Below are 26,818 nucleotides of genomic sequence, written 5' to 3' on the forward strand. Positions count from 1 at the left end.
TGTCTCGCGTCAGGACTCGGCGTGCCTGCCGCGCGAGGCCAGCTCGCGCAGGGCGTCGGCGGCGTAGACGACGAGGGTCACGAACGACACCGCGGCGATCCCGCCGCCGAGCCACAGGTCGTTGACCGTCGCGTCCGCGTAGGTCGCGCCGCGGGGCTGGTAGCCGACCGCGAACGGCGCGGCGACCAGCCACAGACCGCCGAGGAACAGCAGGACGAGGGCGGACACGCCCAGCTTCGCCGTCATCGGTTCTCCTCCACTCCAACGAGGGACGTCTTGCCGTTCTGCCGGTGCTCGCCACCGCCGGGACGGGATCCGGTGTTCAGGTCCTCACGCAGCGCCTCGACGAGCGGTGCCAGCAGGCTGGCCAGCTCCGCCGAGGACGCCTGCGGCGCGGGGACCGGCACCGGCTCGGGCTCAGGCTCGGCCTTGCGCGGCTTGGGCTCCACCAGCCCGCGCAGTACGAGCTCCTCGCGGATGGCCAGCACGAAGGCGACGGCGCCGACCAGTCCCACGACCGCCACGCCGAGCCCGGTGAAGAACTCGGACTGGGTGGCGTTCGTCCAGTCGGCGTCCTCCGGCTGGCTGCCGAGGGCGAAGGGCGCGATCATCAGCCACAGCCCGGCCAGCACGGCCAGGGCCGCGGCGACGGCGCCCACGAACTTGCGAATCATTGCGAGATTCCTCCTGTTACGAGGTCCTTCTGTGGCGGCGTGGCCTGCGCGATCAGGGTGCGCGAGGTGGGCCGCAGCACGTCGTGCACGACCGCCCTGGCCCGTTCGCGCTCGGAGCGCTCGTCGGGTGGCGCCAGCCTGGCGACCGCGCTCAGCAGCGCCGAGCGCTCGCCGTTCACCCGTTCGATGCGCTGGGAGATGAGTTCGAGCAGCAGGCCTGCCAGGACCAGGTCGTCCTTGCTGAGCGGCTTGGCCGCGGGCTCGGGCGGCAAGCTCGCGCCCCGCAGCGGCAGTTCCTTGAGGAAGAGCGTGGCCAGGAACCCGAGCAGGGCGATGGGCACGCCCACCAGGAACACGGTCTCCAGGCCGCGGGTGAACGACTCCAGCACGATGTTCTTGATCGGCGTGGGCAACAGCTGGATGGCGTCGGGGCTGCCGAGCTTGACGTCCCCGCCGCCCGGCAGCGAGATGTGCGCGGCCCGCAGCATCTCGGTTATCTCGTCCTTGAGCCGGCCGGTCAGGATCGCGCCGAACGCGGAGACGCCGACGGCGCCGCCCAGCGACCTGAAGAACGACACGCCCGACGTGGTCGCGGCCATGTCGCGCAGCTCGGAGCCGTTCTGCGCGGCCAGGATGAGCATCTGCATGGACAGGCCGAGACCGGTGCCCAGCACCGCCACGTCGACCCCGATGAGCCACTCGCTGGAGTCGACGTGCAGCCTGGACAGCAGGAACAGGCCGGCCGCCACGGTGAGCAGGCCCATGACCGGGAAGATCTTCCACCTGCCGGTCTGGGTGACGATCTTGCCGGAGATCACGCCCGACAGGAACAGCGCCATCACCATGGGCAGGGTCATCAGGCCCGAGTTCGTCGGGCTGAGCCCCTTGACGATCTGCAGGTACTGCGGCAGATAGATCATCGCGCCGAACATCGCCATGCCGACGAACAGCGAGGCCAGGCTGGTGAGCACGAACGTCGGGTTGCGGAACAGCCGCGGCGGCAGGATCGGGTTACGCGCGGTGCGCTCCGACAGCACCGCCAGGGCCAGCATGAGCAGCGCGATCGCGGACAGGGCGTAGGTCCAGAACGAGTTCCACTCGAACTCGACGCCGCCGAGCGTCAGCAGCAGCATGAGCGCGCTCGCGCTCGCCGTGATCGTCGTGGCGCCCCAGATGTCGATCGACGTGCTGCGCTTGATCCGCTCCAGCTTCAGCACCTTCTGGATGACCGCGAAGGCCACCACCGCGAACGGCACCACCACGTAGAAGCACCAGCGCCAGCCCAGCCAGTCGGCGTCCACGATGAATCCGCCCAGCAGCGGGCCCGCGACCGTGGAGATGCCGAAGACGGCGCCCATGTAGCCGGAGTAGCGGCCGCGCTCCCTGGGGGAGACGATGTCCCCCAGGATCACCTGCGACAAGGCCGACAATCCGCCCACACCCAGGCCCTGGATGGCCCGCGCCGCGATGAGCTGTCCGATGTTCTGCGACAGGCCGGCCACCAGCGAGGCCGCGACGAACAGCCCCAGCGCGGTCTGGAACAGCAGCTTGCGTCCGAAGACGTCCGACAGCTTGCCCCACAACGGCGTGGACACCGTCATCGTCAGCATGGTCGCGCTCGCGACCCATGAGTACTGGTCCTGACCGCCTAGTTCCCCCACGATCGTCGGCAGCGCGGTGCCCACCACAGAGGTCGAGATCATCGACGTGAGCATCGCGAGCATGAGCCCGGACATGATCTCGAGGATCTCGCGGTGGGAATAGTGCCGCTTCGCGGGAGATGCGGCCTGCGCCTGGGCTACCAAGACACCCACATCCCCTTCTTGCAGACATAAACCCCTTGAGTATACGCCTGTTTACTAGCCGCACGGTTAGTGGGGTGTGGGTTGAGTAGAGTGCGGGCATGAGTCCCCAGGTGACTGAGGTCAGGCCACGCGATCGCGAGGCCACCCGGGAGCGGATCTTGCGGGCCGCCCGCATGTTGTTCGGCGAGCAGGGCTATGAGCAGGTGACCGTACGCATGATCGCGGCGGCGGCCGATGCCAACATCGCCCTGGTGGGTCGGTATTTCGGCTCGAAGGCCGGCCTCTTCGCGGCGGTCCTTGAGGGCGAGCCGGCCTTCAGTGCCCTGTTCGAGGGCGACGAGCGGGGGCTGCCCAGGCGGCTGGCCGAATACGCGGCCGAGCGCATGCGGCAGCCGCCGGACAGCCCGATCCTGCGCACGCTCGAACGCTCGGCCCGCCATCCCGAGGTGCAGGCCGTGGCCAGGGAGCGACTGATCGCGGCGGTGCTGATCCCGCTGGAGGCCAAGCTCTCCGGGCCCGATGCCCGGTCCAGAGCCCGCATGGCCGCGTCGGTCTTCCTCGGCATCGGGGCCATGCGCCGCAGAGTCGGCCCCGAGCAGCCCACGCCGGCCGACGTCGACCGGCTGACCGCCGTCTTCGAAGCCTGCCTGACCGAGTGAAAGTTTCACCCCTTTTATTGGCTCTGACCTGCGGTGACGGCTAAAGGAGCGATCCGATGTCTTTGTCCGGCGAGCCCGGCTCCCTAGCATCCGGGGTGCCGGTGGGAGCGCTCCCACACGACGGACGGAGTTATCCACATGTCTCGCAGCAGGTCCGTGCTGGCGGTGCTCCTCGCGGCGGCCGCCTCGGCCGTGGCGGGGGCGGTCGTCCTCTCCTCCTCCACCGCCCAGGCCGCCGACTCCGCTTTCTACGTGGATCCCCAGACGAACGCCGCCAAGTGGGTGGCGGCCAACCCGAACGACAGCCGTACCGGAGTGATCAGGGACCGGATCGCCGCGGTGCCGCAAGGCCGGTGGTTCGCCACCTACAACCCCACGACCGTGCGCGGCCAGGTGGACGCCTACGTCGGCGCCGCCGCGGCGGCCGGCAAGATCCCGATCATGGCCGTGTACGCCATGCCGAACCGCGACTGCGGCGGCCCCAGCGCGGGCGGCGCGCCCGACCACGCCTCCTACCGGGCCTGGATCGACCAGATCGCGGCCGGGCTCGGCGGCCGGCCGGCCACCGTCGTCCTCGAACCCGACGCCCTGGCGATCATGACCAACTGCATGAACTCCTCCGAGCAGGCCGAGGTGAAAGCCTCCATGGCCTACGCCGGCAAGCGGTTCAGGGCGACGTCGTCGCAGGTGAAGGTGTACTTCGACATCGGGCACGACGCCTGGCTGTCACCCTCGGAGGCCGCCTCCCGGCTGACCGGAGCGGACGTGGCCAACAGCGCCGACGGCATCGCGGTCAACACCTCGAACTACCGGGCCACGGCGGGGCTGGTGTCGTACGCGAAGAACATCATCGCGGCGACCGGCGTCTCCCGGCTCAAGGCGGTCATCGACACCAGCCGCAACGGCAACGGCCCCGCCGGCAGCGAGTGGTGCGACCCGGCCGGCCGCGCCACGGGCACCTGGAGCACCACGGACACGGGCGACTCCGCGATCGCCGCCTACCTGTGGGTCAAGCCGCCCGGTGAGGCCGACGGGTGCATCGCGCAGGCGGGGCAGTTCGTGCCGCAGCGGGCGTACGACCTGGCCGTCGCCGCACCGCAGCCCACCGTCACCCCGACGGTGACGCCCACCGTGACCCCGACCGGCGGACCCGGCGGGTGCACGGCGACGTACAGAGTGACCAGTCAGTGGAACAACGGCTTCCAGGCCGAGGTCACCGTGCGGAACACCGGCACGTCGTCGCTGAACGGCTGGCGGGTCGGCTGGACGTTCCCGAACAACCAGACGATCTCCCAGCTCTGGAACGGCAACCTGTCGACGGGCGGCGGCTCCGTCACCGTCACCAACCTCGACTGGAACGGCGCGGTCGGCGCCGGCGCGACGGCCACGTTCGGCTTCCTCGGCGGACACTCCGGACAGAACGGCACCCCCGCCGCGCTCTCCTGCACCGCCTCCTGAACGCCTTCCGATCCCCCACGGCCGCGCCGTGGGGGATCAGCCATGAAATAACGCCGCATTAGATGCTGTTGCATAGAGCTGGTCACACCGCTCTGCGAAAGGCGCGTACTCATGGCTCTGCCGCTGTCCATCCTCGATCTGGCGCACATCGGCGAGGGCGAGACGGCGGGCGACAGCTTCGCCGCCAGCGTCGCCCTGGCGCAGCGAGCGGAAGAGCTCGGATACCAGCGGGTCTGGTACGCCGAGCACCACAACATGGCCAGCATCGCCTCCTCGGCGACCAGCGTCCTCATCGCCCACGTGGCCGCCCACACCAGCACGATCCGCCTCGGGGCGGGCGGCGTCATGCTGCCCAACCACTCGCCGCTGACCATCGCCGAGCAGTTCGGCACGCTGGAGACGCTGCACCCGGGACGCATCGACCTCGGGCTCGGCCGGGCGCCGGGCAGCGACCAGCAGACCATGCGGGCCCTGCGGCGCACGCACTCCTCGGCGGACTCGTTCCCGCAGGACGTGCTGGAACTGCAGGGCTACCTGACGGGGGAGTCCCGCATCCCCGGCGTGGACGCCACCCCGGGCAAGGGCACGAACGTGCCGCTCTACATCCTCGGGTCCTCGCTGTTCGGCGCGCAGCTCGCCGCGGCGCTGGGGCTCCCGTACGCGTTCGCCTCCCACTTCGCGCCCGCCGCCCTTGAGGAGGCCGTGGCCATCTACCGCCAGGAGTTCAAGCCCTCCGCGCAGCTCGACCGCCCCCACGTCATCGCGGCGCTCAACGTGATCGCGGCCGAGACGACGGAGGAGGCGCAGGAGCAGTTCCTCGACTCCAAGCGGCTGCGGGTCACCAGGTTCCTCGGCAGGGGGCGCACGTTCACGACCGAGGAGGCCGACATGATCCTTGAATCGCCCGCGGGTCAGCAGCTCGTGCAGATGGCCAAGTACTCGGCCGTCGGCGACCCGGCCGAGGTGAAGGCGTACGTCGACTGGTTCGCCGAGCACGCCCGCGCCGACGAGCTCATCGTGGCCTTCTCCGCGCCCGACAGGAAGGCGTGGATGCGGTCGGCCGAGCTGCTGGCGCAGGCGTACGCGGGCTGAGGTTCAGTCCGCGACCAGCCGGGCCCTGGTGCCCTCGTGTTCGCGCTGGCGTCTGACCACGTACGTGCCCGGCGCGCAGCCCGAGCCCCCGTGCTCAGGATGGAGCAGGTAGACCGGGGCCGAGGCGGTGAAGACGCCGATCGCCAGGCCATGGGAGTCCATGACGTTCGTGGTCCAGCGGCAGGTGCCGGGGTCGGCGACCAGGGTGTGCGGGTTGCCGCCGGCCGCGCCACGCAGGAGCTCGACGCCCTCGGCAGGCACCGGCTCCCATCGGTCTTCTGCGATCAGGGTCATCGACGTGGCGACGAGCGGGAGCGGGATGACGATGAGGTCGCCCTGGGCCTGGAGGCCGTCGACGACGGGGATGCGGACGGACTGCTCAAGGTGGTCGAGCACGGCGAGTCCGGTCCGCTGGGTGAGAGAGGCGAGTGTGACAGTCATGGGCATCACCTAGGTTCTGCGGAGGAGTGTGGCGTACTGCTCGCCGGACAGCCCGTACGTCCATCCGGCGGCCTCGATCGGATCGTTGAGATAGGCGGGCACGGTGAGCCCGTACCTGCGTCGATGGCCGTCGCGCTCGACCGAGCCGTTGACCGCGAGGAGCACCCTCGTGCCCCGGCGCACGTCGTAGAGCCGCAGCTCGGAGCCCGGGTTGCCCGGGTCGGGCGCGCGTGAGACCAGACGGAGACCGGCCTGCTCGATGTAGGCGCCCCAGCCGAGATGCTCGATCGCGCACCGCCTGACCTCGACGTTGACCTCGTCGGCGATGCGTTCGGCGGTCGGGTTCTCGATCACCCAGGACGGCACCTGCGTGCCGTGCCAGGCGTGCACGGTCCATCCGTCCGCGTACCGGACGGCCGGGCCGCGCGCGTGGTGCAGCCTGGCCTCCTCGTCGTCGCCCACGACCTCGGTGCGCAGGGCGACCGGCCGTTCGGAGACGACGCACACGTGCCGGTCAGGCCACCACCAGTGGGACGAGCCGAGCGCGGTCGCCCACACCTCGAACCGGGCGTCGAGCGCCAGGCCGGCGATGCGGCGCAGCGCGTCGTAGCGGGCGATCCAGGAGACGTACTGGGCCTGCTCCCAGCGCATCCGGCCGGGCGGCCCCCAGCTGTGCGCCCGCCGCAGCGGCGGGATCAGGCAACTGCTGATCGAGCGCTGGAGCGGGAAGAACACCTCCTGCTGGACGATCCGGTCGTACGCCCAGTGTTGCTTGCGCATGCCCGCGTCCACGGACTGGCACCACTCGTCCCTGAGCTGGGCGAACCGGGTCAGGAGCGGCCACTTGTCCGGATGTTCGATGGAATGCGACAGGCCGGGGGGAACGGTCGCCAGGGCCGCCAGCGGTGAGGCGACCCAGTGGAACCGGGGTGGGGACAGCCCTGCCAGACGGTAGAGGGCGGAGACGGCGGCTTCGACGGCCGGGCGGTCGGTGGGGAGCGTCGACAGCGCCCGGCCCAGCCATTCTTGGCGAATCGCGGCAGCTTCCCGCTGCACGAGCACGCTCACCGGTTGAGGGCGGAAGCGCCCTCCTTTCGCATGATCATGCGATAAATGGTGACAGACACTGGCGACCGTTGTCCACCAGCCCCTCGCTTCGGCGAGCCGCTCGGGTCATTCCATCCGGGGGTGCCGGAGCTGGTAGGGCCCGGTCGTCTCGGACGCGGGCGCCGGGGCCAGGCCCGCCGAGATGAGCTGCGTACGCAACGTGACGACCGTGCGTTCGAGTGCCCTGATCTGCGCCTGGAGCCGGTTGATCTGGTCGCGCATCGCCGTGGACGCACTCTGCTCGGTGGCCAGGTCGGTGCTCACCTGCGAGGTGTGCGTCTGCATCCGGACCAACTGTTTCTCCAGCTGACTGAGCGCGTCCTCGTAGATCGTCTTGGCCCTGATGAAGGCCTCGGCGTCCACCTTGGAACGCTCCAGCTCGGCCTGGCGCTCGACCTGGAGCAGCGAGGTCTCCTGGGTCTTCTTGTTGGCGTCGGTGGCCGATCGGAAGGCCATGTACGCCACTCCGAGCGGGACGGCGCCCACGGCGATCTGAATGAGAATGTCAGTCAGGCTCGGCATCGCCACCTCCTCCAACCGGCCGGATCACGCCCGTGTAGGCGATCCCGTCCTCGTGATGCCAGGCGTTCACGGTCAGCGCGATCGGAAACTCGGTGCCGTCGCGCCGCAGGCCCACCAGCGGGATGATGCGCCCGGACAGCTCGGAGCGGCCGGACGTGCTCACCCGGACCAGCCCGGCGGAGTGCTGGTCGCGCAGGCGGCGCGGCATCAGCATCGTCAGCGGCCGCCCCACGGCCTCCTCGGTGCTCCAGCCGAACAGGTCGGCCGCCTGGAGGTTCCACGACTGGATGATCCCCGCGGCGTCGGCGACCACCACGGCCGCCGCCGGCTGCAGGGCGCCGGGCAGCCGTCCGGGCGGCCGAGGCGCCTCCGGCCAGGTGGCGATCAGCGCGATCCAGCTCCCGAACGCCAGCCAGACCGCCCCGGCGACCCAGCCGCGCTGGTTGGCCCCGGTCAGGGTGGAGACCATGTGCACCAGCCCGTACAGCAGGAGCAGCGCGGTGGCGGCGGCGAACGCCATCCGGTCGGAGCGCATGAACATCTGCACCAGGCACAGGGTGCCGACGAGGAACCAGGCCAGCGCCCAGACGTTCAGCGGGACCACGGCGGCGAGCGCGGTGTAGCCCGAGGTGGCCCGTTGGGAGGCCGGCGCGAACGCCAGCGAGGCGGCGATCACCTGCCCCAGCAGGCCGACGAAGGCGAGCGACGCGCCGCGCCGACCGATGCGGTGCAGGACGCGGCGGATTAAGGTCGTCCTGACGGCGACTCCGCTACTCACAGTCGCTAGATTAATACATATAGTTAGTCCTAGATGGCTTTATCGTAACCTCTGCTCATCGGGTTTTCCGCCGGTGCGGAGGTCGGGACATCGAGGGCTGGACCGGTCGCCGCACGGCTCGTTAGAGTACTCGTATGACTACTCTGGGTTACGACATTGATGCGCTGCGTAGTGCGTTCCCCGGCTGGTCCTTCTTCTACAGCGACGAGGGTGTCCTGTACGCGACCAGGCGCGGTGTCCGGCTGGATGACGACGAGATACACCGCGGCCTGCACCAGACGGTGAGCGCCAACGACATCGAGACGGTCGTCGACCTGCTTCAGGACCAGCAGCGCGTCGAGGCCGCCTGACCTGCCGCGCCCCGCTCAACGGCCTCTCAACAGATCCTCAACCTCCGCCGGCGGACGATTCTCACGCCAGTGATGGACGACGAGGGAAAGAGGCACAGCATGAGGCGGGCGATCGTACGTCTGGGCACCACCGTCGCCGCGATGGCCCTTCTCGGGGCCACCCTGGGCGGGACGCCCGCCCAGGCGAGCGCTCAGGGCGGCACGTGCACCGGCTGGTCCCACGGCAACTACGACGACGGCTGGGACACGATCGGCAGGGCCGGCAACATGAAGAAGGGCCCGTACTCCTCGTGCGGCAACGTCAAGTATCTGAGCGAGGACACGACGGTCTACTTCCACTGCAAGGTCATCAACGGCTACGGCAAGGTGTGGGTCTACGTCCGCGTCGCCGGGACCACGACGGAGGGGTGGGTGTCCTACGACAACCTGTACCACTGGAGCACGGACCTGATCGAGACCTGCTAGCGGCTTCCATTCCGAGAGGTCCTAGGATATACCTAGGGAGTCTTGGGAATAAGGAGGACGCATGGCGCGGGCCGGGCTGACGGCGGAGCGGGTGACGGTCGCGGGCGCCGATCTCGCCGACGAGGTCGGGCTCGACCGGGTGACGATGTCGGAGGTCGCGCGGCGGCTCGGCGTGAAGGACGCCAGCCTCTACACGCACGTCCGCAACGTCGAGGACCTGCGCGGGCGGATCGCGCTGCTGGCCGCCGACGAGAAGACCGTGCGCATCGCGGAGGCGACCGCCGGGCTCGCGGGCAAGGAGGCGCTGGTCGCGTACGCGAACGCGTGGCGGGAGTTCGCCCACGAGCATCCTGGGCGCTACATGGCGACGCAGGTGCCGATCACGATCGATCCCGAGCTGGCGGCCAAGGCGACGGGGCCGCGGCGCGCGGTCGAGCTGACGTACAGCATGCTGCGGGCGTACGGGCTGGGCGAGCCCGATCTGACCGACGCCGTACGCGTGCTGCGCAGCACCTTCCACGGGTTCGTCGCCCTGGAGGCCGCGGGCGGGTTCGCCCACGCGCGCACCCCGCAGCAGACCTGGACCCGCACGCTCGACGCCCTGCATGTCCTCCTGGAGAACTGGCCGGAAGGAGAGCCCGCATGAACGGCAGTTTGCGCGTGCACGGTGCCACCCTGCGTGTGTGCGGTGCCACTCTGCACCACGAGGTGCGCGGCGAGGGGCCGCCGCTGCTGCTGATCCCCGGCGGGACGGGCGGCGCCGCCTCCCTGGAGGCCGTCGCCGCGGACCTGGCCGCCGAGTACACGGTCGTGACCTACGACCCGCGCGGCCTCGGCCGCAGCCCGCTCGACGACCCCGAGGCCGAGCAGCGGGTGGCCGAGCACGCCGACGACGCGCTGCGCCTGCTGGACCTGCTGGCGCCCGGCGAACCGGCCCGCGTCTTCGGCTCCAGCTCGGGCGCGATCGTCGCCCTGCACCTGCTCACCGCTCATCAGGAACGCCTCGAACGGGTGGTCGCGCACGAGCCGCCGGTGGTGGAGGTGCTTCCGGACGCCGCGGTCCACCGCGCCCTCGTCGCCCGCGTACGCGAGACGTTCCGTACGGAAGGGCTCATGCCCGCGATGGCCGTGTTCGCCGCCGGGCTGAGCAAGGACGGCGAGCAGGCGGACCGCAAGGACGGTGAGTCGGCGGACCGCAAGGACGGCGAGCCGGCCAACCCGCCGTCAGAACCGCCCGAACCGCCCGAACCGCCCGAGCCGGCTGAGCTGCGGCTTGCCCAGCAGGCGGCGGCGCGGCCCGAGCAGACGATGGCCGGCCTGCCGTTCTTCGTCGGCCGCATCGTGCCCGGTTTCATGTCCTACGTCCCGGACGTCGACCGGCTGGCGGCGCTGTCGGACCGGCTCGTGCTCGCCGCCGGCCAGGACTCGCGCGGCGAGCTGCCCTACCGCCCGGCCGCCTACCTGGCCGAGCGCTTCGGAGCCGAGCTCGTGCACTTCCCCGGCGGGCACACGGGCCTGACCACGCATCCTGTCGCGTTCGCCGAACTGCTCAGGAAGATCCTGCGCGCCTGACCCCCGGGCCGGTACGCGGACGAGCCACCCGGGACGCACCCGGGTGGCTCAGGACGGACCGGGCCGGTCAGACCTCCTGGACGTTGGCGGAGCGCACGGTCCACGGCGGCCCGCACGTGCCGCGCCCGGTGAACCGGTTACCGGCGAAGATGATCGGGCTGGCGAACTGGTAACCGTCCGAGCAGGTCACCACGATCCTGATCGCCCCGCTGAACACCGAGCAGTCGATGTCGATGTAGTACGCGGGGATGGGGACTCTGCGCGAGCACGAGTACTGGGCGTTCAGCGACGCCCCGCCGTCCTTGCCCGGCACGTCCGCGAGCTCCGAGGTCGACTGGTCGGTGAAGCCGCGTTCCGGCGCCGCGGTGGCCGTCCCGGTGTGCAGTGCGACGGAGAACAGCAACGCCGCGATCGCGCCGAGCACGCCGATGAGCATTCTTCTCGCATGTACTGCCATGTCGTCGAAACCTTTCGTTGGTTTCCCTTTTCCGGCCCGGCCGAGCCCTGCGCCGTTACTTTCGCCGAGCCCGGGGCTCCCGGTCATCGTCACTTCACGAGAAACGCCGTCGTGGCGGCGACGCGATGATTGTCATTCGTGCCAAAACAGGCCCGGTAAAGGAACCGGGCAGGGTCAGATAAGGGTGTGTTCGTTCCACGCGCCCGCCAGCAGTCTGGCCACGGTGGTGCTCAGCACCCGGACGCCGTGGGTGGAGCCGGGCTCGATCCCCACCAGTTCGCGCACCCGCCGCAGCCGGTAGTCGAGCGTGCGCGGATGGATGTGCAGCGACTCGGCCGTACGCAGGCGGTTCATGTCGTGGCGGTAGTAGGCGTCCAGCGTCGGGACCAGGTCGGGCCCGTCGCCGAGCCGGCGCGCCGTCTCCCGCAGCCACTGGTCCACCTGCGGCGTCTCCACCGCGCCGAGTTCGGCGAACACGTCCGCCACCCCGTACGAGCGGCGCGGCACCCGCTCCATCGGCGCCACCCGGCTGACCTTGCGCGCCAGCGCGTCCGCCTGGGCCAGGGCGTGGCGGCGCCCGTGCGCGCAGCCGGTCGAGCACGGCCGCGACCTGCTCTCGGCCACCGTCCGCGCCAGCGCCAGCCCCGCCCCCTCGGCCGCCGTCCGGTGCTCGGGCCGCGTCCCGTGGTAGGGCACCAGCGCCACGAACTCGTCCGGCTCCTGCCACCCGAACGGCACCCGGTGCCGCCGCAGCAGGGCGGACACGACCTCCTCCCTGCGCTTCGGCGGCGGCGCCGCGGCCACCCGGACGACCGTGACCAGGTAGTGCTCGGCCGTCGGCACCCCGAGGTGATCGGCCAGCTCGGCGGCCATCGGGTCGTCGTGCAGCACCATCGTGGCCAGCAGGTGCACGCGCGAGGCCGTGGGCAGGAACCGTTCGTACCCGCGGAAATAGCCGCGCGTGTAGGCCGCCTGCGCCGTCGTGCCGTTGCGGCCCAGCCAGTCGATCAGGCGCATCGTGTCGGCCAGGTCGCCCGGCCCGGCCGCCTCCGAGATCTCCCGCAGCGTGAAGGCGGCGTGCAGCGCGAGCGCGCCGCGCTGGCAGGCGGGCGCCACGCCCTGCGCGCCGCGCTGCTCGCCGACCGACTCGATGAAGGCCAGGTCGCTGTCCAGCAGCGGCTCGCCGGCCGCGGCCAGCTCGGCCGTACGCCTCCGTACGACGACCGCGAACTCCAGCATCGACGCCCGCGCCCTGGGCTCGACCGCCTGGAAGCCGGCGATCTCCCTGGCGCAGGCGTCCACCACTTTCCTGGCATTGTCGTCGGCTCGGCTTTTGAGCATGCCGAAGAGGTCCCCCATGTCGAATTCTCCCCGTGACGTCGCCGTGTCTCCATGAAACGCGCAGTTCCGTATTCGCCGGAGCGGCGCCCGCGTATCAAAGGAATTTTCCGGCGTCACTGACAATGTGTCGGAACGCGGCGCGGGACCAGGAGAATGAGCCCGATCCCGAATTTCGGCCGGCCGTTCCACGGTGAAAGTTTCACGACGCGGGCGCCTCGTGAAACCCGGTCGAGGGCGCCGTGAAACCGGCGCCGCCGAGAGTGGCGCCATGAGCATCACAGAACTCGACCCGCCCCCCGACGTGGCCGTACGTGCGCGGGGCTTGGCGAAGACGTTCGGCGGCCACCACGCGGTCGACGGCATCGACCTGGACGTGCGGACCGGCGAGATCTTCGGCGTGCTCGGCCCGAACGGCGCAGGGAAGACCACCATGCTGCGGATGCTGGCCACCCTGCTGAAGATCGACGCGGGCCGGGCCGAGATCTTCGGGGTCGACGTGGTCGATCAGCCGCACGTCATCCGCCAGCTCGTCGGCGTCACCGGACAGTACGCCTCCGTCGACGAGAGCCTGACCGCCCGCGAGAACCTCTGGCTCTTCGGCCGGCTCCAGGGCGTCGCCAGCCCGCGCGCCCGGAGCATCGCCGCCGAGTTGCTGGCCCAGTTCGGCCTGGAGGAGGCCGCAGACAAACCGATCGCGCAGTTCTCCGGCGGCATGCGGCGCCGCCTCGACCTGGCGGCGAGCCTGATCACCAGGCCGCCGCTGATCTTCCTGGACGAGCCGACCACCGGGCTCGACCCGCGGACCCGCGGCCAGATGTGGGAGACCATCCGCGGCCTGGTCGCCGACGGCTGCACCGTGCTGCTGACCACCCAGTACCTGGACGAGGCCGACCAGCTCGCCGACCGCGTCGCCGTCATCGACCACGGCCGCAAGGTCGCCGAGGGCACGCCCGACGAGCTGAAGACCGCGGTCGGCAACTCGACCCTGCAACTGCTGCTCGCCCGGCCGGACGACGTGCCCGCAGCCGTGCGGGTGGTGCGGCGCGTGCTCGGCTCCGACCCCGTGCTCAGCCCGGAGCAGGGCCGGCTCAACGTCGCGCTGGACCAGGCCGACCTGGCGGCGGAGGTGCTGATCGCGCTGCGCACCGCCGGAGTGTCGATCACCTCGGTGAGCGTGGCCAAGCCCAGCCTGGACGAGGTCTTCCTCGCCCTCACCGGCCACGAGACGGAAGACGGCGCGACCGGCCCCACGGAGGAGAACCGATGAGCACCACGATCGCACCCGCCCGCGAGGCGGTCCGCGCCACCGACCGCGTGGCCGCCGCCCGCCGGCGCGTCACCGTCGCCGAGACGTTCGGCCAGACCATGACGCTGGCCTGGCGGGCGGCGAAACGGATGAAGCGCAACCCGGAGCAGTTCTTCGACGTGGCGTTGCAGCCCATCCTGTTCACCGCGATGTTCGCCTACATCTTCGGCGGCGCCATCGCCGGCGACGTCGAGAGCTACCTGCCCCTGATGATCCCCGGCATCCTCGCCCAGACCGTGCTGACGACCTGCATGGCCACCGGCACGCAACTGCGCGAGGACATGGAGAAGGGCGTCTTCGACCGGTTCAAGTCGCTGCCGATCGCCAGAATCGCGCCACTCGCCGGCCCCATGGTCGCCGACCTGCTGCGGTACGCGATCGCCGCCACGCTGACCTTCGGCATGGGGATCGTGATCGGCTATCGCCCAGGTGGCGGAGCGGGCGGCGTGCTCGCCGCGATCCTGCTGTCCATCTTCACGGGCTGGTCGCTGGCGTGGGTCTTCACCTGGGTCGGCACGATCGCCAGGAGCGCCCAGGCCGTGCAGGGCATCTCGATGATGATCATGTACCCGCTGACGTTCCTGTCGAACGCGTTCGTCCCGGTCGAGACCCTGCCGGACTGGCTGGCGGCGTTCGTCCGGATCAACCCGGTCTCACATCTGGTCACGGCCGCCCGCGACCTCGCCAACAACGCGGTCGTCACCGGGGAGGTGGCCTGGACGCTGCTCGCCGGCCTGATCTTCATCGCGGTCTTCGCGCCCCTGTCGGTACGCAGCTACAAACGGCACATGTGACCCGGGCCTCGGGGCGGCCCGCTCCACCAGCCGCATCGCCTCGGCCAGCAGGTCGGAGCCGCGCCGGGCGCCGTACTCGGCCCGCACCGCGGCGAACGTCCCCGGCGCGATCCGCTCCGCGCACGGCTCGATCCGTTCGATGGACATGCTCGGCATGGTGCCGTTGTACGCGAACCGTTCGGCCAGCAGCAGCAACCTGATCGCGTCACCGGGCTCCATGGCCCCCCGCAGCAGCCCCCAGGCGCCGAGCCCGAAGAGCATCGAACCGCACATCGGGTAGTCGAGGACGGGGTTGTCGGGGAGCAGCAGGTCGTAGCTCCTGACGACGGCGAACAACTCCTCGCCGTACGGGACGTCCTCCGGCGTCGCGTGGTAGGCGTACGCCGTCAGCGCGATCGACTCGGCGATCACCGTCCACGGCGCGTGCTCCATGCGCGGCACATCAGGCATGCGCAGGTCGCGCGCCCGTTCGACGGCCAGCCGGTACTCCGCGAGCGCGGCGGACGTCCGGCCGCGGGCCAGCGAGAGCTCGGCGGCGCACAACGAGACGATCGCCATCCCGCCGATCACCGCCTCGCTGTCGTTGATCCTGGAGACCGCGGCCAGCTCGGCCTCCGCGCCGTCCAGGTCGCCCTCGGCGATGGCGCAGGCCACCAGCACCGCACGCAACTGCGCCTCGTCGTCGCCGGCGCCGAGCCTGCTCAGCACCGGGATGGCGAGCCGGGCGTACTCGACCGCCCGGTGGCGCTCGCCGAGGTTCAGGGCCAGGTGGGCCAGCATGGCGTGCATGATCGCGACCAGCCACGGACCCTCGTCGCCGTGGACCAGCTCCAGGGTCCGCTCGGCGGCCGCGATGGCTCCTCGCACGTCGCCCGCGTTCTCCAGGATGTGGGCGATCTGTCGCGCGGCCGCGAACGCCACGTTCCTGTCGGGCCCCTTGGCCAGCTCCGCCAGCCGCTCCAGCATCTCGGGGCCGCCGAGCCCGTCGCACTCGAGCATCACCCACCCCGTCGCCGCGACGCGCGGATCCGTCGTCTCCGTGACGGGCAGCGAACGGAGCAGCTCGCGCAGCACCACCCCGTGATCGTCCACGATGATCATGATGTTGACCAGCGCGATCAGCAGCGCGCTCCTGGTCACCTCGACCAGGTGAGGCGGTGGTGTCCAGCCGGCGAGCACCTGGTTGATCGCGTCCCGATGGGCGAGGATCCGCGTGTGGTCGCCGCGGATCGACCACAGCGCGCCGATGCCCGTGAGCAGCCGCACCGTCATGACCGGGTCGGACTCGCCGAGGGCCTGCCTGAGCAGGTCGGCGAGGTTGCTCTCCTCCGCGCGCAGCGCGTCGGCCGCCGCGAACTCCTCCGGGCTGAACAACCGGGCGGCGTGGTCGAGCGCGTACGCCGTCGCCCACTCCCGCTGCGCCGCACGGGCGGACGCCTCCTCGCCGGCCTCCCTGAGCCGCATCCGCCCGAACTCCCTGACGGTCTCCAGCATCCGGTAACGCAGGCCGTACGCGGTCTCGCGGACGCTCAGCATCGACTGCTCGGTCAGCGCGGCCACGGCGGGCAGGGCGTCAGGGCCCAGGACGTCCTCGGCCGCGGCCAGCGTGAACCCGTCGCCGAACAGCGACAACCAGCGCAACGCCCGCCGCTGCGGCTCGTCCAGCAGGTTCCACGACCAGTCGATGACCGCGAGCAGCGTCTGATGCCGGTCGGGGGCCGTCCGGTTGCCGCCGCGCAGCAGCGCGAACCGGTCCGCCAGCCGCCGCGCGATCTCCTCCACCGACATGACCCGCACCCGCGCCGCGGCCAGCTCGATCGCCAGCGGCAGCCCGTCCAGCCGGGCCACGATCTCCGCGACCACCCGCTCGTCGATCCGCACGTCAGGACGGGCCGCCGTGGCCCGCTGGCGGAACAACTCCACCGCGTCACCGGCCGGCAGCTCGCCGAGCAGGTAGACGCGTTCGGCCGGGATCGACAGCGGCGCGCGCGAGGTGACCAGCACCCGCAAATCGCGGGTGGTCACGGTGAGGAACGCCACCAGGTCGGCGACGGCCTCGATCAGGTGCTCGCAGTTGTCCAGGATCAGCAGCGCGGGAACCTGGTCGAGATGCCGCGCGATCCGGGCGCGGACGTCCGTACGCTGCTCGGCGGTCAGCACCCGGCGGCCGCTGACCGAGTCGCGCACCCCCAGCACCGAGCCCACCTCGCCCACCACGCCCTCCGGCGAGGAGACGCCCACGAGCTCGACGAAATGGGCGACGGGCTGGGCCGCGTTCCTGCCCACCACATGAGCCAGTCGCGTCTTGCCCAGCCCGCCCGGGCCGATGATCGACACCACCCGGTGGGTGTGCAGCAGCGCGTGCACCGCGCGGATGTCGTCGTCCCGGCCGAGCAGCGACGAGCCGTCGTACAGGATGCCCTGACGCACCGGCCGATCGGCGGCCAGCAACTCGGCGTGCACGCGGGCCAGTTCGGGCCCCGGCTCGGTGCCCAGCCGCGCGACCAGCCCGGCGCGATACCGCTCGTACCGCTCCAGCGCGGGCCCAGGACCTCGTACGGCGGCCTCGCTGCGCAGCAGGCAGGCGAGCAGCTCCTCGTCCGGCGACCGCCCGGCCGCGACCTGCTCCAGCAGGGGCAGCGCACTCTCATGGGCACCGCTCCGGCTCAGGGCGACGGCCGCGATCCGCCGCGCCTCACCCACCCACTGAGCCGCAACCCCCCTCAACTCACCGAGCGCCCCGACCTCCTCAGCGACAACGACGCCATGGGCACCACCGGCCCTCGAAGCACCGCCACCGATACCGCCGGCCCTCGAAGCACTCCCCACACCATCAGCCATGATCATCATGGCCTCATCGGCACGGCGCCGCGCCAGCACCATGTCACCCTCGGCCAGCGCCTTCCGCGCCTGCTCCACCAGCCCGCCGAGCAGCAACGCATCCACCTCGTCAGCCGGCAGCCCGAGCCGATACCCGCGCGGAATCCGTACCACGACATCGGCCCCGGTCGCCGCCCTGGTCCGCGAGACCACCACCTGCAGCGCCTTCGTCGGATTGGCCGGCGCCTCCTCGGGCCACAACTCCTCGACCAGCCGCTCGTCACTCACCCCCGCGCGCCCGTGCAGAGCGAGCACGGCCAGCAGCGTATGGGCGCGATCCCCGACCACGCGCACACCCCGCCAGCGAACTCCGTCCAGCAGGACCAGGGCAGGGGACATACACACAGCTTACGGACGACCGCTCGCCAAGGCGCGGAACGGAGTCCAGCTCATGATCCCCACAGCACCCGACCCCCCGCCCGATCGCCCGGATCAGGTGGCCGGATCGATGATCATATGCTTGAAGACGATGCCCAGCGCCGCTTCCGCATGCTCGGCGACAATCGGCGCAGGCGGGCTGAGCCGCACGATGTTGCGGTGATCGTGACGCAGCCGGTATGGCCACCGATCGTCGAACGCCAAGTTGCCGCCGGTCTCCAGAGTTTCCCGAGCCACGGCGGGCGCCCGATGCTTCAGGAACCAGCCGAGGGGCTTCGTCTGGCACCGGCCACGATGCTGGCACGGCACGCAGGGTCTTGACGGCGATATGTGAATAGTTCCCCCGAGAATCGATCTTCGCTCTCTGAGAGACTTACCGCATCCCCAGCCCAGCGTGGCGACCGAATATCGGACCATTCGCCGGAATAAGGGCTTCCCCTCCCGAAAGGTGGATGCATGAGCGTTGTTCTGGCGTTGCTCGGTGTTGTTGCGTCGATCGCCGGAATTGTCCAAACTGTGGTCGTCATCATCGAGCGGGCCGAGCGCAAGCGCCGAGAACTGCGGACAACCGCATCGGACGACAAGAGCGCCGGGGCCGGTGACCAGGCGGCACCTCGCGTCGAATCCGCGGCGTTCAGCATAGAGGCGCCCTGGAATCCGGATCTTGTCAGCAGCTCATGGCGTTCGGCCCTCGCATACCTTCTCGGGTTCGTCGGAGGATTGATCTTCTGCCGCAATCGCCGGCCTCAGGTGCGTTTTCACGCCGTGCAGTCGATTCTCATCGACATCGTCTCCGTCGTGTATTTCTTGGTCAGCCTGCTGTTGGTGGTCGTCTATATCGCCATTCGATATCAGGGCGCTGAGATCCCATCGAGCGACCTCGTCATGTGGACCTGGACGCTGGCATCCCTGCTCGGGCCGCCGGCCCTGCACCTTCTTCTGACCGTCCTGGCGCTCACCGGCCGAAACCCTCGTATCCCGCTGCTCTGGAAGGTCGCGGCCTCCGTCACCGCTCGTCCGGCCACGGACGCCGGCCCGGCGAGACCCGTCTCCTCCCAGCCCCGGCCGAGGCGGTCACGGGGCGCCGATCCGGCGACAACCGGATCGGCCGTTCACTCCTTCGACCCTGTCTGGGGCCGGATCAGGCGGCACGCGGGCGAGGCGTTCCGGCTCCGCCGCGGTGTCACCTTCACCTATCGGCTGAGCGAGAACGAGATCTACCCTGACCGGACGAAGATCGGCATCCACCGCTCCGACTTCGCCCGCGCATGGGACCGGCGCCCGCTGTCGGGGCCGGGGCAGCTCAGCAAGGACATCATCGGTCCTTCGTACGTGTACGCGATCCTCACCGACCCGCGGATCACAGCCGAAGGAATCGGATCCCGCCCCATGGCAACCGAACTGGTCGAGGAACACCCGTACGAACCGGCCATGCACCGCGGGCGCCGCGCGGCCGACGGCGGATGCTCCTGGCACGGCAGCACCTGCGAAGAGCCCGTGATCGCCAGCGTCCTGACCCGGGACAAGGGTGGGGAGACGTGGCACGCCGTCTGCCGACGAGCCCTGAACGCCCTTCGCAGCGGCGACTGACGGGCGGGGTCCGGCCAGATAGGTGATCTGTTCTGGCTTGAGGTGCCGGCCACCTCCCGCCCGAAATCGCCGGCCCACGTCATGCACCACGCCGCCGCTTCCAGGGGCGGGCCGTTATGGACGGGGACATGCCGAGTGTGCGGCGAGCGACCGCGTGATCAGCCGTCGTCGCGGCACAGGCAGAAGGGGTGGCCGGCCGGGTCGAAGAGCACCCGGACGTTGTCCTGCGGCTGTTCGGCGGCGACCGAAGCTCCGAGGGCGACCGCCTCGGCGACCGCGGAGTCCAAGTCTCCGACCTGGAAGTCGAAGTGCATCATCGGGCGCTGCTGCCCGGCGGCAGGCGGCCAGACGGGAGCCTGGTAACCGGTCGCCTGCTGGAACACGACATAAACGGATCCCTCGGGAGCCGCGAGAATCGCTGTTCCCGGCTCCTGATGGCCGATGGGCCACCCGAGCAGGTCGGAGTAGAACTTCGCCAAGGCAGCGGGGTCGGGTGCCTCGATGGCGGTGCCCCACCACATGCCCTTGGTTCGAGATCGCACGGGGTGCACCTTCCATGTAGGCGTCGGTCGTGGCGGCACGCTACCGCCGGTTGCGGACGATCTGCTTCCGGAAAGGTGCATCGTCGGTCCGCTCGCCCGAGAATCGATCACCTCCGGCGTCGTCCCGAGGGCCACGGTCGTGTCCCCGTCGACGACCGTGAGCATGGGGAACGCCGAAGGCGGAGGCTCGGAGCCCCACAGCGCGTCGACCAGGTGGCCGGCGGAGAAGCTGCCATGCGGGTGGCCGAGCGGCACCGCGAGCAGCAGCCGCTGCTTGCGCGGCCCCAGGACCGGGACGACGTCGCCGGACCTGGCCCGCAACGGACCCAGAACCTCGAACTCCACGATCACGCTCCCTCCGCGTGTCTCGTATGGCAGCACCCGCGCATGACGGCAACGGCGCCGGCATGGCGGAACGCTCAGACAGGACACCGGAAACGCCCGCCGGAAGGAGCCCCCACTCGCTCGGCGGTCATCCGTCACCTTGGCCGGAGTAGATCATCCGGAGTGGCGGATGCGGGAAACCCCTTGGTGGATCACGCGCCGGAGGGCAGGCGGGTGTGCCGGGGGATGCTGCCGAACTTGCCGGAATGGAAGTCGCGGTAGGCCTGCTCGATCTCGGCGCGGGTGTTCATCACGAAGGGGCCGCTGGCGTACACGGACTCACCGATGGGCCGCCCGGCGAACAGCAGCACCTTGGTCCGCTCGTCGCCGTCACCGGTGGCCAGGGTCAGCGTGGTCGGGTCGCCCGGCTGCGACACCGGATCCGACCAGGCGATCTGCCCGGTGTGCACGGTCCGGCCGGCAATCGTGAGCTGTCCCGAGAGCACGTACGCGAACGCGCGCTGGTCACCGTCGAGCACCTGCCGGTACTCGGTCCTCGGATCGAGCGTGATCACCATGCCCAGGATCGGCCAGTGATTGAGCGCCAGCCCCCGCGCCTGCCCGGTCTCTCCCGAGATCAACTGAACCAGCACGCCGGGCTCGGTGTGCACGGCGTGCGTGCCGGCTCGCAGGTCCTGATAGCGCGTGGGTACGAGCTTGCGATCCGCCGGCAGGTTGACCCACATCTGGATCACGTGCGCCCGCTCCGACCTGGCGGCGACCTCCCGGTGGATGATTCCCCGCCCCGCGGTCATCCACTGCACGTCCCAGGGCCCGAGCACACCGGCGTTGCCCAGGCTGTCGCCGTGCTCCAGCGCCCCGTCCAGGATCAGGGTCACCGTCTCCATCCCACGGTGCGGATGCCAGTCGAACCCCGGCTGGTTGACGAGTTCCTCGCCCATCACCAGGAACGGGTCGGTCCAGGCGGCGCTTCCCGGCGCGATGATCATCGAACTGTGGTCGGACATCGGGGTCGGACCGAGGTCCGTCTTGTCGAGAACCCGGTCCACCCTCCGGCTCACTGACGCGGTCATGACGACCTCCCTTTCGTCGGTCAAGGGAAGTATCGGTCCGCTGATCAGCGTTGACAAACGTTGGCAAAGTTACTTACTTTCAACAAGTGACTACGCCGTCCGAGAGTCCGGTGGACGAGGAGAGCTGCCACCGCATCCTGCGCGCGATCGACATCATCGGGGTCCGCTGGGTCGGGCCGATCCTCCTCGCCGGGGCCCGCGGCGCCCGCCGGTTCAAGGAGTACCGCGCCATGGTGCCGGGCATCTCCGATCCGCAGCTCACGCTGCGGCTCAAGCAACTGCAGGAGCGCGGGCTCGTCGAACGTACGGTGATTCCCAGCACGCCGGTCCAGATCACGTACGCCCTCACCGCCGACGCCGAGGAGCTGATCTCCGCGCTGCAGCCGCTGGCGCACTGGAGCGAGCGACATCTCCTCACCTGACGGTGCGCCTCATTGCGGCAGGTCGGTGAACGCCCGGACGAACGAGGACACGCAGACGTCCGGAGTCACCAGCGACGCGACGATGTGCCCGTCGATGCTCAACGGCAGATCGAGCGGCAGCGCGCGGATCCGGCGGGCCGCGAACCCGGACAATTGCTCGGCGGTCAGCAGCGTCCACGCGCCGTGCCCGGCGCCGATCTCGATCAGGACGGTCAGCAGCGAGCCGCCCGACCGGCCCGTCGAACCCCCTCCGGCCTGGTGCAACGCCAAGGTGACCGCGTCGTGCAGCGCCGGGTCCTCCTCGCGCGCGGGCAGGCGCAGCGCGGCGCGGTCCAGGTCCGCGAGCGTCGCGACGGGGAGGCCGGCCATGGGGTGCCGGTCGGACACCACGGCCAGCAGCGACTCCGACCATGCGCGTACGACGCGGACGCCGGTGGCCTCCACCGGACCGCGTACCAGCGCGAGATCCAGCTCACCGTCACGGACCGCGGCGAGCCGCGCGGGCACCGGCAGGTCCACGAGGACCGCCTCGGCGGGCCGTTCGCCGTCGTGCAGGAGTTCCGCGGCGCGCTCCAGACGCGCGGTCAGGCCGGGGGCGACGCCGATCCGCACGCGGGCCTCCTCCTCCCCGGCGACCACGCGGACGCGAGCCGCCGCGGCGAGCGTCTCCTGAGCCGCCTCCAGCACGCGCCGACCGGCGGGGGTGAGCCGGACATGGCGCGGGGACCTGTCGAACAGCCGGGTGCCGAGCTCCCGTTCGAGCCGCGCGATCTGGTGGCTCACGGCCGGCTGCACGATGTTCAGCCGCTCGGCCGCCCGGCCGAAGTGGAGCTCCTCGGCGACGGTCACGAAGTATCGCAACGCACGCAGCTCCACGCCTCACGCTCCAACGATGACAAAAAGTAATCGCTGGACAGTCTAACCGGGGCTGGTTCCGCCGGGCATCCGGCCGCTGGGATGGAGGCATGCGCTATGGCACTAGTTTGATCACTCCCACGTCCCCCGCCGAGGTGGTGGCCGCCGCGGCCGACGCCGCCGACCGCGGGCTCGACAGCTTCTGGACCAACCAGAACCCCGGCGGATGGGACCCGCTCACCCTGCTGGCATCCCTCGGCCGCCGGCCGGCCGAGATCGGCACGGCGATCGTCGCCACCTACCCCCGTCACCCGGTGACCACCGCGACCGAGGCGCTGACCCTCCAAGCCGCCTCGGGCGGCGGCCTCGCGCTGGGCGTCGGCCCGAGCCACGCCTGGTACGTCCAGGACCAGCTCGGCCTCCCCTACACCTCGCCGCTGCGGCACACCCGCGAATATCTGACCGTGCTGCGCCCCCTGCTGGCCGGCGAGCATGTCCAGTACGCGGGCGAGTTCTTCACCGTCGACACCCGCCTTGACATCTCCGCCCCGCCGCCCAGCCTGCTGATGTCGGCACTCGGCCCGCGCATGCTCGAAGTGGCCCGCGATCTCGCGGACGGGGTGGTCGTCACCTGGATCACACCGGAGATGATCGCCAAGGACATCGCGCCCCGTACGGCTCCCGGCGCCCGCATCGTGGCCCAGGCCATCACGGTGCTGAGCCCGGACCCCGACGCCGCCCGAGCCGGCTACGCCGAACGACTCGCCGCCGTCGGCCAGTTGCCCGCGTACCGCGCCTCGCTCGACCGCGCCGGGCTCGCCAATCCCGCCGACACCATCATCATCGGGGACGAATCGACCATCACGGACGCGCTGAAGCGCTACGCGGACGCCGGGGTGACCGACCTGGTCGTCTCACCCCTCAACGAACAGAGCCGTACCCTGGACCTCATCTCAAGGGCTTGATCAGGCCGGCCGCGCGGACCACCGCGGCGAGGGCATCAGGATCGTCGGTGCGCTGGTAGACGTCCAGCGCGGTGTCGGCGAGCTTGATCACGTGCTCGTCTCCGTGCCGCACCGCCAGTTCGAACGCCTCCTCCGCCTCGGCCGGTCCGGCGGGCAGATCGCCGCGGGGAGCGGGCTCGTCCGGCGCGTAGGCGGCCGTCACCGCGGCGCCCGCCGCCCAGGCCGCGTTGAAGCTGGCCACCCACACCTCGGCGGGCAGCGCGGGCAGGGCCCGCAGCACGGCCGTCGGCGCCGTCGCGGTGTGGACCAGCATGACGGCGTTGCCGTGCGCGTGCGTGGCGTACCGCAGGGTCGCCGCGTCCGCGAGCTCGGTGAGGTACGCCCGAGCCTGCTGGGGGTCGGCGGCCGGCTTGAGTGCGGCGAGCGAGGAGCCCCACCCCGTGAGGTCGGCCAGTTGCCCGAGGCGATGATTGATGTCCGCACTCTGGTCCGGCACCCGGGGCACGCCGGCCAGGGCCTGCTCCGGCCCCGCCGTACCGTCCGGCGCGCCCGAGACGGCGCGTTCAGGCCCGTTCGTACCGGCCGGCGTGCCGGCGCGTTCGGGCCCGGCCGTACCGGACAACGCGTCGAACCCCGCGATGGCCTGCCACCGCGCCGCCCAGTACCCGAGCGCCTGGCCCAGCTCCGCGATCCGCGGCTCGTCCTCCTGCCCCAGCAACGCATGGATCGCATGCCCCGTGCGAATCACCCCGTGCGTGGCTCCGGCCGCTATACCGGGCAGCAGCCGCGGCCACCAGGTTCCCAGCACGGCCCGCCACGGCTGCTCCCGCAGCTCCCTGTCGAAGTACGCCAGCCAGTCGCCGAGCCGGCCCGGATCGCCGAGCGCCTCCCGCCATTCGGCGGCCTCGATGGGCGAGCTGCCGCGGGGGAGCTCGTCCAGGCGGCCGACGTACGTGTCGAGCCAACGGTGCACTTCCCGGCCGTAGCCGTGCCTGACCATGGATTCGACCGCCATCGGACCGTGGTTGGACAGCCATCCGTCGAACTCGGGTCCTGTCGTGTGCAGCCGTCCGTACGCTTCGTCCAAAGTTCCGGTGTCATTCATGACAAGGGACGCTAATAGCCGATCGCCGACCCGCACCTCGGCCCTCCGACCGACCGGCCCTACTGCATTGGACCTACGCACCGTCCCTAGTAGTCGAGGTGGCTTACCTACCTGCTGCGGCCACAAATCGTGATCAATGCGTGTGCGTCGCGAGGCGGCCCGGATCGGATGCTGGCAAGTGTGGACATGGCCAAGACGAGCGTCTCACCTGCCGCCGAGGGGCGGCCGGCCGAGCGGGTGGTCGCCGCCGCGTTCGCCGGCACCCTCCTGACCCTCGTCCCGCTCGGCTGGCTGCTGGTTCTGACTGCCCTGACCGACGATTCACGTTGCGGCCACTACGGCTGCGTCGGCCTCCTGGCCGACGCGTGGACGGCGGGCAGGTGGGCAGCGGTCGTGCTCGCCTGGCCGCTGCTGCACCTGTTCCGCGTACGTCCAGCGTGGCCCGTCGCCGTGCTGGCCCCCTTCTTCCTGGTGCCGATCTGGGAGCTCGCCGAAGTGCCGCTCATCCTGATCGCCGGACTGTTCGCCTACCCAGTGGCCACCCTGGTGAGCTCGCCCCGCCTGTCATGGCGGGGCCGCAGCTTGGTTCTGGCCCTCTTCGCGCTGTTCTGCGCTCTCCAGGCACTTTCTCAGAGTTAGCCGCTCAGGCCGCAGGTACGGTCCGCTGCTCCCACGAGAAGACCGTGGGTGACTTCGGCTTGACGGTGACGCGCAGCCACTGGCTCGCGGTGTCGCCGAACGTCTCCAGGCGGGTCAGGTTGGGCACGCCGGCGTAGTTGGGCTCCGCCTCCTGGACGTGCTCGTCGCCGTGCACGAGCAGCACCGGCTTGCCGTACGCACGGGAGCGCTCGACGATCCGCTCGCGGATCTCGGTGAAGCCGTCACTCGCCGTCGGCTCGGCCTGCAGCATGAGCAGCACGCCGGGGGCGTGGGTACGTTCGGCCGCGTCGAAGGTTCCGTCGATCCAGTCGAGCGCGGCGGCCTTGCGCGCCTCGTACTCCGCGAGCCGGAGCTCGGGCCGGTCGCCGCCGGGCAGCTCGTTCCACGGGGCCAGGCCGTTGGCGCTGCCGACCACGTGCGCGGTGGCGAAGACGACACGCTTCTCGGTGAAGCGCGTGTTCTCCACGTAGTCGCTGTGCTCGCGGTCGCGCGCCTGGGTCTCGACCTTCATCGGGTGGCCGCCGATGGTGCGCCCGGCCACCGGGTAGAAGATGCGGCGCATCGCTTGGAGCCGCTCCGTCGGCAGGAAACCACCGGCCGCGACACGGTGGCAGTCGGTCCAGTCGTTGTCGCCCGGGGTCAGCACGAAGGGGTCGTCGAAGGTCTGGTAGAGCTCTTTCGTCGCGGTCAGGTGGGCGTCTTCACACGAGGTGGAGCCGCTCTTGACGTCACCCGCGTGCAGGACGAGCCGCACGTCCCTGGCGGCGTTGACGTCCTTGACCAGACGAGGGAACGCGGCCTCCTGGGCCTCACCGTAGGGGGTGTCGCCGAGCAACGCGAAGGTGAAGGAGGGACCCTGGCCAGCCGCAGAGGCCGGGCCGGGTGAGGCGAGCCCGGCCGTGAGAGAAGCGGCAACCATGGCGGCAGTGAGAACAACGTTACGCATGTGACCATTTCCTACCCCTCCGGCCTCCACCCGGCGACAGGTGCCCGACTCCCCGGCGAACCTTGGAGGACGATTTCGAACTTCGCCCCAGCTTCGGCAAGCTCAACGATCAGGAAGAGCCAAGTACCGAAGACCTCGTGGCACGCGGAGCGGTGACACGGGCGGTGCTGAAGCCGCTTTTACTCGCCGTCTCGCGCCGCGGTGGGAGGCATGCGGCCTGGTCAACGGTGAAACCG

At 70.6% G+C, this 26,818-nt stretch carries 28 protein-coding genes and 1 pseudogene; 13 read left to right on the forward strand and 16 right to left on the reverse strand.

Annotation, left to right across the window (positions count from 1 at the left end):
• Positions 1–9: 9 nt before the first annotated feature.
• From ABFX54_RS06335 to ABFX54_RS06345, 3 genes are read right to left on the reverse strand one after another with little or no spacing between them, the layout of a single operon-like run.
• Complete coding sequence (locus ABFX54_RS06335) at positions 10–246, reverse strand: hypothetical protein (protein ID WP_346102191.1); 237 nt, start codon at positions 244–246, stop codon at positions 10–12.
• Positions 243–674 carry a hypothetical protein gene (locus ABFX54_RS06340; protein WP_346102193.1) on the reverse strand — a complete coding sequence of 144 codons (432 nt, stop codon included), beginning with the start codon at positions 672–674 and terminating at the stop codon, positions 243–245. The genes ABFX54_RS06335 and ABFX54_RS06340 overlap by 4 nt, the downstream gene beginning before the upstream one ends.
• Entirely contained in the window at positions 671–2,479 is a 1,809-nt protein-coding gene (locus ABFX54_RS06345; protein ID WP_428834502.1) for an MDR family MFS transporter, read from the reverse strand. The genes ABFX54_RS06340 and ABFX54_RS06345 overlap by 4 nt, the downstream gene beginning before the upstream one ends.
• 98 nt (positions 2,480–2,577) lie before the next feature.
• Here ABFX54_RS06345 and ABFX54_RS06350 point away from each other — a divergent pair, with 98 nt between their 5' ends.
• From ABFX54_RS06350 to ABFX54_RS06360, 3 genes are all read left to right on the forward strand, one after another.
• Positions 2,578–3,138, forward strand: a complete 561-nt coding sequence (locus ABFX54_RS06350; protein WP_346102197.1) for a TetR/AcrR family transcriptional regulator — start codon at positions 2,578–2,580, stop codon at positions 3,136–3,138.
• Between the two features lie 138 nt (positions 3,139–3,276).
• The gene (locus ABFX54_RS06355; protein ID WP_346102199.1) at positions 3,277–4,596 is read left to right on the forward strand and encodes a glycoside hydrolase family 6 protein; all 1,320 of its coding nucleotides are present in this window, start codon (positions 3,277–3,279) and stop codon (positions 4,594–4,596) included.
• 111 nt (positions 4,597–4,707) lie between these two features.
• On the forward strand, positions 4,708–5,688 hold the full coding sequence (locus ABFX54_RS06360) for an LLM class flavin-dependent oxidoreductase (protein ID WP_346102200.1): 981 nt from the start codon (positions 4,708–4,710) through the stop codon (positions 5,686–5,688).
• A 3-nt stretch (positions 5,689–5,691) separates the two neighbouring features.
• On the opposite strand, the gene ABFX54_RS06365 is transcribed toward ABFX54_RS06360, so the two are convergent.
• The 4 genes from ABFX54_RS06365 to ABFX54_RS06380 form a co-directional block, all read right to left on the reverse strand.
• Positions 5,692–6,129, reverse strand: coding sequence for a hypothetical protein (locus tag ABFX54_RS06365; RefSeq protein WP_346102202.1), 438 nt, complete (start codon positions 6,127–6,129; stop codon positions 5,692–5,694).
• A 9-nt stretch (positions 6,130–6,138) separates the two neighbouring features.
• Positions 6,139–7,197, reverse strand: a complete 1,059-nt coding sequence (locus ABFX54_RS06370) for a DUF6745 domain-containing protein (protein WP_346102204.1) — start codon at positions 7,195–7,197, stop codon at positions 6,139–6,141.
• Positions 7,198–7,302: 105 nt separating this feature from the next.
• Positions 7,303–7,758 (reverse strand): hypothetical protein, encoded by a 456-nt coding sequence (locus ABFX54_RS06375; protein ID WP_346102206.1) that lies wholly within the window; start codon positions 7,756–7,758, stop codon positions 7,303–7,305.
• A complete protein-coding gene (locus tag ABFX54_RS06380) occupies positions 7,742–8,536 on the reverse strand; it encodes a PAS domain S-box protein (RefSeq protein WP_346102208.1) in 795 nt (264 codons plus the stop codon). The genes ABFX54_RS06375 and ABFX54_RS06380 overlap by 17 nt, the downstream gene beginning before the upstream one ends.
• Before the next feature lie 134 nt (positions 8,537–8,670).
• Here ABFX54_RS06380 and ABFX54_RS06385 point away from each other — a divergent pair, with 134 nt between their 5' ends.
• The 4 genes from ABFX54_RS06385 to ABFX54_RS06400 all read left to right on the forward strand — a co-directional run bounded on the left by ABFX54_RS06385 (position 8,671) and on the right by ABFX54_RS06400 (position 10,923).
• Positions 8,671–8,886 (forward strand): hypothetical protein, encoded by a 216-nt coding sequence (locus tag ABFX54_RS06385; protein WP_346102210.1) that lies wholly within the window; start codon positions 8,671–8,673, stop codon positions 8,884–8,886.
• Between the two features lie 99 nt (positions 8,887–8,985).
• Positions 8,986–9,351, forward strand: a complete 366-nt coding sequence (locus tag ABFX54_RS06390) for a hypothetical protein (RefSeq protein WP_346102212.1) — start codon at positions 8,986–8,988, stop codon at positions 9,349–9,351.
• Positions 9,352–9,412: 61 nt separating this feature from the next.
• Complete coding sequence (locus tag ABFX54_RS06395) at positions 9,413–9,997, forward strand: TetR/AcrR family transcriptional regulator (RefSeq protein ID WP_346102213.1); 585 nt, start codon at positions 9,413–9,415, stop codon at positions 9,995–9,997.
• Entirely contained in the window at positions 9,994–10,923 is a 930-nt protein-coding gene (locus tag ABFX54_RS06400; protein WP_346102215.1) for an alpha/beta fold hydrolase, read from the forward strand. Before ABFX54_RS06395 ends, ABFX54_RS06400 begins: the two co-directional genes overlap by 4 nt.
• 67 nt (positions 10,924–10,990) lie before the next feature.
• Here the strand turns inward: ABFX54_RS06400 and ABFX54_RS06405 are convergent, their stop codons facing one another.
• Together ABFX54_RS06405 and ABFX54_RS06410 are read right to left on the reverse strand one after the other, a co-directional pair.
• Positions 10,991–11,380, reverse strand: coding sequence for a hypothetical protein (locus tag ABFX54_RS06405; RefSeq protein WP_346102217.1), 390 nt, complete (start codon positions 11,378–11,380; stop codon positions 10,991–10,993).
• A gap of 174 nt (positions 11,381–11,554) precedes the next feature.
• Positions 11,555–12,739, reverse strand: coding sequence for a PucR family transcriptional regulator (locus ABFX54_RS06410; RefSeq protein ID WP_346102218.1), 1,185 nt, complete (start codon positions 12,737–12,739; stop codon positions 11,555–11,557).
• 250 nt (positions 12,740–12,989) lie between these two features.
• Between ABFX54_RS06410 and ABFX54_RS06415 the strand changes: the two genes are divergently transcribed.
• Both ABFX54_RS06415 and ABFX54_RS06420 read left to right on the forward strand, forming a co-directional pair.
• Positions 12,990–13,988 (forward strand): ATP-binding cassette domain-containing protein, encoded by a 999-nt coding sequence (locus tag ABFX54_RS06415; RefSeq protein ID WP_346102220.1) that lies wholly within the window; start codon positions 12,990–12,992, stop codon positions 13,986–13,988.
• A complete protein-coding gene (locus tag ABFX54_RS06420; RefSeq protein WP_346102222.1) occupies positions 13,985–14,821 on the forward strand; it encodes an ABC transporter permease in 837 nt (278 codons plus the stop codon). The genes ABFX54_RS06415 and ABFX54_RS06420 overlap by 4 nt, the downstream gene beginning before the upstream one ends.
• 2,010 nt (positions 14,822–16,831) lie before the next feature.
• Here ABFX54_RS06420 and ABFX54_RS06425 read toward each other — a convergent pair.
• A pseudogene (locus ABFX54_RS06425) lies at positions 16,832–18,040 on the reverse strand (BTAD domain-containing putative transcriptional regulator); the annotation flags it as partial.
• A gap of 93 nt (positions 18,041–18,133) precedes the next feature.
• Positions 18,134–18,283: a hypothetical protein gene (locus ABFX54_RS06430; RefSeq protein WP_346102224.1), complete on the reverse strand. Its 150-nt coding sequence runs from the start codon at positions 18,281–18,283 to the stop codon at positions 18,134–18,136.
• 252 nt (positions 18,284–18,535) lie between these two features.
• On the opposite strand from ABFX54_RS06430, the gene ABFX54_RS06435 reads away from it, so the two are divergent.
• Positions 18,536–19,669, forward strand: coding sequence for a hypothetical protein (locus ABFX54_RS06435; RefSeq protein ID WP_346102225.1), 1,134 nt, complete (start codon positions 18,536–18,538; stop codon positions 19,667–19,669).
• A gap of 158 nt (positions 19,670–19,827) precedes the next feature.
• On the opposite strand, the gene ABFX54_RS06440 is transcribed toward ABFX54_RS06435, so the two are convergent.
• Together ABFX54_RS06440 and ABFX54_RS06445 are read right to left on the reverse strand one after the other, a co-directional pair.
• Complete coding sequence (locus tag ABFX54_RS06440) at positions 19,828–20,556, reverse strand: VOC family protein (RefSeq protein ID WP_346102227.1); 729 nt, start codon at positions 20,554–20,556, stop codon at positions 19,828–19,830.
• Positions 20,557–20,747: 191 nt separating this feature from the next.
• A complete protein-coding gene (locus tag ABFX54_RS06445; RefSeq protein WP_346102229.1) occupies positions 20,748–21,629 on the reverse strand; it encodes a pirin family protein in 882 nt (293 codons plus the stop codon).
• Between the two features lie 86 nt (positions 21,630–21,715).
• Here ABFX54_RS06445 and ABFX54_RS06450 point away from each other — a divergent pair, with 86 nt between their 5' ends.
• Complete coding sequence (locus tag ABFX54_RS06450) at positions 21,716–22,051, forward strand: winged helix-turn-helix transcriptional regulator (protein ID WP_346102231.1); 336 nt, start codon at positions 21,716–21,718, stop codon at positions 22,049–22,051.
• Positions 22,052–22,060: 9 nt separating this feature from the next.
• On the opposite strand, the gene ABFX54_RS06455 is transcribed toward ABFX54_RS06450, so the two are convergent.
• Entirely contained in the window at positions 22,061–22,927 is an 867-nt protein-coding gene (locus ABFX54_RS06455) for a LysR family transcriptional regulator (protein ID WP_346102233.1), read from the reverse strand.
• A 107-nt stretch (positions 22,928–23,034) separates the two neighbouring features.
• On the opposite strand from ABFX54_RS06455, the gene ABFX54_RS06460 reads away from it, so the two are divergent.
• Positions 23,035–23,871, forward strand: a complete 837-nt coding sequence (locus tag ABFX54_RS06460) for a TIGR03564 family F420-dependent LLM class oxidoreductase (RefSeq protein WP_346102235.1) — start codon at positions 23,035–23,037, stop codon at positions 23,869–23,871.
• Here ABFX54_RS06460 and ABFX54_RS06465 read toward each other — a convergent pair.
• Positions 23,855–24,976, reverse strand: a complete 1,122-nt coding sequence (locus tag ABFX54_RS06465) for a questin oxidase family protein (protein ID WP_346102236.1) — start codon at positions 24,974–24,976, stop codon at positions 23,855–23,857. The two genes, ABFX54_RS06460 and ABFX54_RS06465, sit on opposite strands and share 17 nt — an antisense overlap.
• A 186-nt stretch (positions 24,977–25,162) precedes the next feature.
• Between ABFX54_RS06465 and ABFX54_RS06470 the strand changes: the two genes are divergently transcribed.
• The gene (locus ABFX54_RS06470) at positions 25,163–25,615 is read left to right on the forward strand and encodes a hypothetical protein (RefSeq protein WP_346102237.1); all 453 of its coding nucleotides are present in this window, start codon (positions 25,163–25,165) and stop codon (positions 25,613–25,615) included.
• Positions 25,616–25,619: 4 nt separating this feature from the next.
• Here the strand turns inward: ABFX54_RS06470 and ABFX54_RS06475 are convergent, their stop codons facing one another.
• Complete coding sequence (locus tag ABFX54_RS06475) at positions 25,620–26,582, reverse strand: metallophosphoesterase (RefSeq protein WP_346102239.1); 963 nt, start codon at positions 26,580–26,582, stop codon at positions 25,620–25,622.
• Positions 26,583–26,818: the final 236 nt, after the last annotated feature.

This window comes from Nonomuraea maheshkhaliensis, assembly GCF_039529435.1.
In the GTDB taxonomy this organism is placed as follows: domain Bacteria; phylum Actinomycetota; class Actinomycetes; order Streptosporangiales; family Streptosporangiaceae; genus Nonomuraea; species Nonomuraea maheshkhaliensis.